The organism is Candidatus Poribacteria bacterium (assembly GCA_021295755.1).
Classification (GTDB): domain Bacteria; phylum Poribacteria; class WGA-4E; order WGA-4E; family PCPOR2b; genus PCPOR2b.
In genome coordinates this window covers 882-5,689 of record JAGWBT010000236.1, presented here as the reverse complement: position 1 = coordinate 5,689, position 4,808 = coordinate 882, and the positions used below count along the sequence as shown (strand labels likewise).

Below are 4,808 nucleotides of genomic sequence, written 5' to 3'. Positions count from 1 at the left end.
GTGGATTACGACCACCTCCGTTATCTTGTCGCAGGGATTAATCACATGGCGTGGTTTTTGGAACTTTCGCAGGATGGCGAAACACTCTATCCTCGGTTGAACGCCTGCCTTGAAGATCCTGAGATTGTCGCCCGTGACCCGGTGCGCTTTGAGATCTTGAAGCATTTCGGTCGGTTTGTCACAGAATCCTCGCGCCACATGGCAGAGTACGTTCCTTATTTCATGCAACACCCCGACGAGATGGAACGCCTGAACGTTGAAAACCGTACCGCTGAAAGCTTTGTCAATCAACATACAGATCGGGAGGAGCGAATCGCACAGGCAAAGCGTGAGGCGGCAACGGCTCCGCTTGAATTGCAGCGCTCTCACGAATATGCAGCGGTCATTATTCACGCGATGGAGACGGATACCCCTGCCTACATTTACGGGAACGTGCTCAATACGAATCTCATCACCAATCTCCCTGCTGGCTGTTGCGTCGAAGTGCCGACACTCGTTAATCGCGCCGGCTTGCAGCCGTGCTACGTTGGTGCGTTGCCTCCCCAGTGCGCAGCACTCTGCCAGACCAATATCAATATGCAGGGGTTGACGGTGCGAGCTATCCTAGAGGAGAATCGAGAATATGCCTATCACGCGGGATTGGTTGATCCAAACACCGTCGCACAATTAACATTATCAGAGATTCGCACGACGATCGATCGACTGTTGGATGCACAGGATGAATTTATGCCGCCGCTCGCTTAGTAGGAAGCCGGGATTCGGAGATCCCTCCCCGTTCCACCTGTCCCGATGTAATTGGGGAGAGTTTTCAACCTACAGGAGAACTATAGTGAATGATAAAAATAATAAATAGACACTTTCGCTCCCCGTGTTGGGTAGGCGCTGTTTCCAACTGCGCCGATGCGGTGCGGTGAGAAACCGCACCTACCGGGGTCATAGCGGGGATTTTTCCAGCCCCGGTAGTCAATGTTTCCTAACCTCGCCGATTTACAGTGTCCAATTAATTCTAAAATCTACCATAAACGCCCTATTGTACTGCCATTTCTTTATTGACTCGACGGTGAATTTCAGCCAAAATAGAGCGATATTATCTTATAGGAAAGGGAATTTGTCACAATGATCGATGAACTTTTTATCAGTCATGTCTTCACAGAGCGGGATGGTTTTACCTCTGGTATTGAGGGTCCTGCTTGCGACGCCGATGGCAATCTCTACGCCGTCAACTACGCACGTCAGCACACGATCGGGAAGGTTACCCCGGCAGGGAAGTGTAGTGTATTTGTCGAGCTGTCCAACGGTAGTATTGGAAACGGCCTCCGTTTCGACAGTGCGGGTTTCATGCTTATCGCCGACTATACCAACCACAACATCCTCAAGGTTGATATGGAGACACGAGAAATTAGCGTTTACGCACACGAACCAACCATGAATCAGCCAAATGACATAGCCATCGGCTCCAACGATATCGTCTATGCTAGCGATCCGAATTGGGCGGAATCGACGGGGCAAATCTGGCGCATCGACACAGACGGCACAGTCACGCTGCTTGAGGCGGATATGGGAACGACCAACGGTATTGAAGTGAGTTCCGATGAGAACATCCTTTACGTCAATGAAAGCGTCCAGCGCAACATCTGGGCGTATGATCTGTCCGCTACTGGAGAGGTGAGTAACAAGCGATTACTGATTCAGTTCCCCGATTTTGGGTTTGATGGTATGCGCTGCGATATTGAGGGCAATCTTTACGTGACGCGCCACGGCAAAGGCACGATCGCTAAAGTTTCGCCGCAAGGTGAGGTACTGATAGAGGTTGAACTTGCCGGAAAGGACTGCACCAACCTAGCCTTTGGCGGTCCTGATGGACGTACCTGCTACGTCACACTCGCTGACCGAGGCAATGTTGAGTATTTCCGCACGGATTTGCCGGGGCGGAGTTGGCAGCTTTTTCAGAGGAGTTAAATGCGTAATCTAGGAATAGGCGGCATCCTTCTATTAATGTTGCTAAACATCAACCAAGGACTTACCGCAAAAGAAGGCGACGAATTAATTGGAAAACCGGCTCCGGAATGGGGAACGCTGGAGTGGATGAATTCGCAGCCACTCCAGCTGAACGCGTTAGCGGACAAGGTGGTTCTCATCCGTTGGTGGACGGAGACATGCCCATTTTGTGCTGCTAGTGCACCCGCGTTGAACGAATTTCACGACACTTTCAAGGATAAGGGTTTGGTTGTGATTGGGATGTACCATCCGAAACCGCCCGGGCCGCGTCGTCAAAAGGCACTTGAGAAGGCGGTGGAGCGGCTCGGGATTGGAGGTTGTTGAGACGTTATTGGTTGGCTAAGGGCAGACACAGATGGACCTCGGTCAGCTTTCTCATCGATAAGCGGGGAAAGATTCGCTATATCCACCCCGGCGGTGAGTACTACAAAGGAGAGGGTAAAACACGGACGGAAGCCGAACGGGATTATGACAAATTGAAAGAGCTGATTGAAAAACTGATTGCAGAACCTTCTCAGTCTGAAACTGAGTCGCCGGATTAGCATGCACCATCAGATGAAGATTGACCTTCCGCTGACGGTTTACTCATTCAGCGAAAGCCGGAATACGCCCTCTGCATGTGTGCCAATGTAGAACGTCGTGCCATCGTATGTTAGTGACATGATATCACGCTGCGTCGGGGCGATTTGCTCCCATGAATCGGATCCATGCGTCAGGCGGAAGACCCCATGAGAGCTTGTTCCATAAAGCGTTGTACCATTGACTAGCTGCATCTCAATATAGCCACCGGGCAATCCGGCGACGATGATTGGTGTCCACGTCTCACCACCATCTGTCGAGCAGCCTCCCCCACTGCCGGCCTTTGCATAAATTGTCTCACCGATGAAAGTCAAATCATAGGCACCGATTTCTTGGCTCCAATTTGGTAAATTTTGACTCACCTCTGTCCATGTATCGCCCTCGTCAACCGAACGGAACAGTTTCCCACGCACCGCACTGATGTAGACTGTTCTGCCTGACACAGCTAACGCTCCCCAGCCAAAAAGATCCGGCTGTGGCATGAGTTGTGTCCACAGGTCCTCCCCCACTCTCCAGCGGTAGAGCCACTCTTTGCCCCCCATCTGTCCAACGATGTAGAATGTTTCCCCGCTAATCGCCAATTGATTGACGACATAGATCCTGTTATTGGAAGACTGCATGTTCGTCTGAACTGGTATCCATGAGTTTCCGTCGTCTGCTAAGGAATAAATTCCAGAAGTTGATGGGTTCAGCCCGTAGTTAGTTTCGTTTGTTGCTGTATAAAGCTTTCCTCCCGAAACTGTCAGCACGCCCTCATCGCTGGCAACCAATCCTTCATTCATTGGCACCCACGAGTTACCACCATCCGCTGATTTGACTATACCATCATCCGTTACAGCATAGAGAGCGTTCTTGAAGAATACAAGATCCTCAATATGTGTATTGATGATACCGGTGTTGGTTTCCATCCACGATTCTCCACCGTCCCTTGAGCGGAAGACCCCATTGTCGGTACCGACATAAAGCGTCTTCTCAGATACGACCACTATGGAGAGAACGGTTTGATCACTCAAGTCGGTGTTAAACATCCTCCATGAGTTACCGGCATCGGTTGATCGAAATACCCGACCACCGGCAATGCCTGAACCTATATAGAAGACTGTGTTTCCCACTGCTGCTAATTCGCCATAGAAACGTTGCATCGCCTCGGATTTGATTGGCCTCCACGAATCACCCATATCCGTCGAGCGGAAAAGTCCCTTATCGGCTGCTGCGTAGACAACTTCACCAGAGACGACAAATTTCGTGATATCTGAGATGGCATCTCTTTTCGACGGATCCTTGATGACGAGTTTTGTCCATGATGTCTCACCAACTTTAAGCCGGAAAACGTGACGCAGCGTTTCTGCGAAAAGCGTGGTTCCACTGGCAACCAGGCGAGGCCCCAAGCGGTCAGTCAAACCATTATCAATTTGTGACCACGACTTGCCGTTATCATTAGAAAAGAAAACGCTCTCCTGTGCATATCGTCCAATGTAAAGCGTATCATTAATGACGGCAACTCCCAAAATGCCCCTATCATGTTGAAAGTGAGTCAACTGCTGCCACGAGTCGCCGTTATTGGTTGAATAGAAAAGGTCGCCGCCTGTGCCGGCATAGAGGGTGTTTCCTTTCTGCGCCAACGCGAAGATCACAGGAAGCATGTTGTCCTCATAAACGCGCAAGCCTTCGCTGGCAGATACCCACGTTTCACCATCGTTTGTTGAGCGGAAGATACCACCTTCACTTGTTCCGGCGAAGAGTATGCCTTCCGGCGTCGCGTGAAGGGATATAATTGTTCCACCGTAAGGTCCTCCAGTCTGCGTCCAGCCAATTTTATCGGATTTTATATTATTTTGTGAATCTGCAGCAGTTCCCTGCACCGAATCATTTTCCCTATTTCCATTTTCCGACCCGGCTCCACTCAGTCCCCCCGCCCGGCTAGCTCGCGATAACTTCACTACCGGTATTTCAATTATCGGTGCATCAACGATTTCAACCATTGTGGCTAATTCGGGCGCGTTAAAACTGTAAGGTAGCTGAAATGTCCCAGTCTGTCCAATACCCAAGCCGATAAGTAATGTGACCACAGTTAGCGCGGTTGCAGCAATCCACGGCGCGAGCGGTTTGCTTGTTGTTGATGCAGGGTTCAGCGAGCCGTTAGGGATTTGACGCATAATCTCTTGTGTTAAAGTTGGTGGAAGTTGGAAGCCTCCCAAGGTTTCTTCAATCATCGTCAATTCCTCCTTTAA

Annotated in this window: 5 protein-coding genes; 4 read left to right on the top strand and 1 reads right to left on the bottom strand. The window is 50.3% G+C overall.

Annotated elements, in window-relative coordinates; genetic code table 11:
• The 4 genes from J4G02_22735 to J4G02_22720 all read left to right on the top strand — a co-directional run.
• Nucleotides 1–744: alpha-glucosidase/alpha-galactosidase (locus J4G02_22735; GenBank protein MCE2397325.1), on the top strand; the 744-nt coding region annotated here is incomplete at its 5' end.
• 372 nt (nucleotides 745–1,116) lie between these two features.
• Nucleotides 1,117–1,959: an SMP-30/gluconolactonase/LRE family protein gene (locus J4G02_22730; protein ID MCE2397324.1), complete on the top strand. Its 843-nt coding sequence runs from the start codon at nucleotides 1,117–1,119 to the stop codon at nucleotides 1,957–1,959.
• Nucleotides 1,960–2,322 carry a redoxin domain-containing protein gene (locus J4G02_22725; GenBank protein ID MCE2397323.1) on the top strand — a complete coding sequence of 121 codons (363 nt, stop codon included), beginning with the start codon at nucleotides 1,960–1,962 and terminating at the stop codon, nucleotides 2,320–2,322.
• A complete protein-coding gene (locus J4G02_22720) occupies nucleotides 2,319–2,540 on the top strand; it encodes a hypothetical protein (protein MCE2397322.1) in 222 nt (73 codons plus the stop codon). Before J4G02_22725 ends, J4G02_22720 begins: the two co-directional genes overlap by 4 nt.
• A 39-nt stretch (nucleotides 2,541–2,579) precedes the next feature.
• Here J4G02_22720 and J4G02_22715 read toward each other — a convergent pair.
• A partial coding sequence (locus J4G02_22715) for a hypothetical protein (GenBank protein MCE2397321.1) occupies nucleotides 2,580–4,808 on the bottom strand: 2,229 nt, incomplete at its 5' end.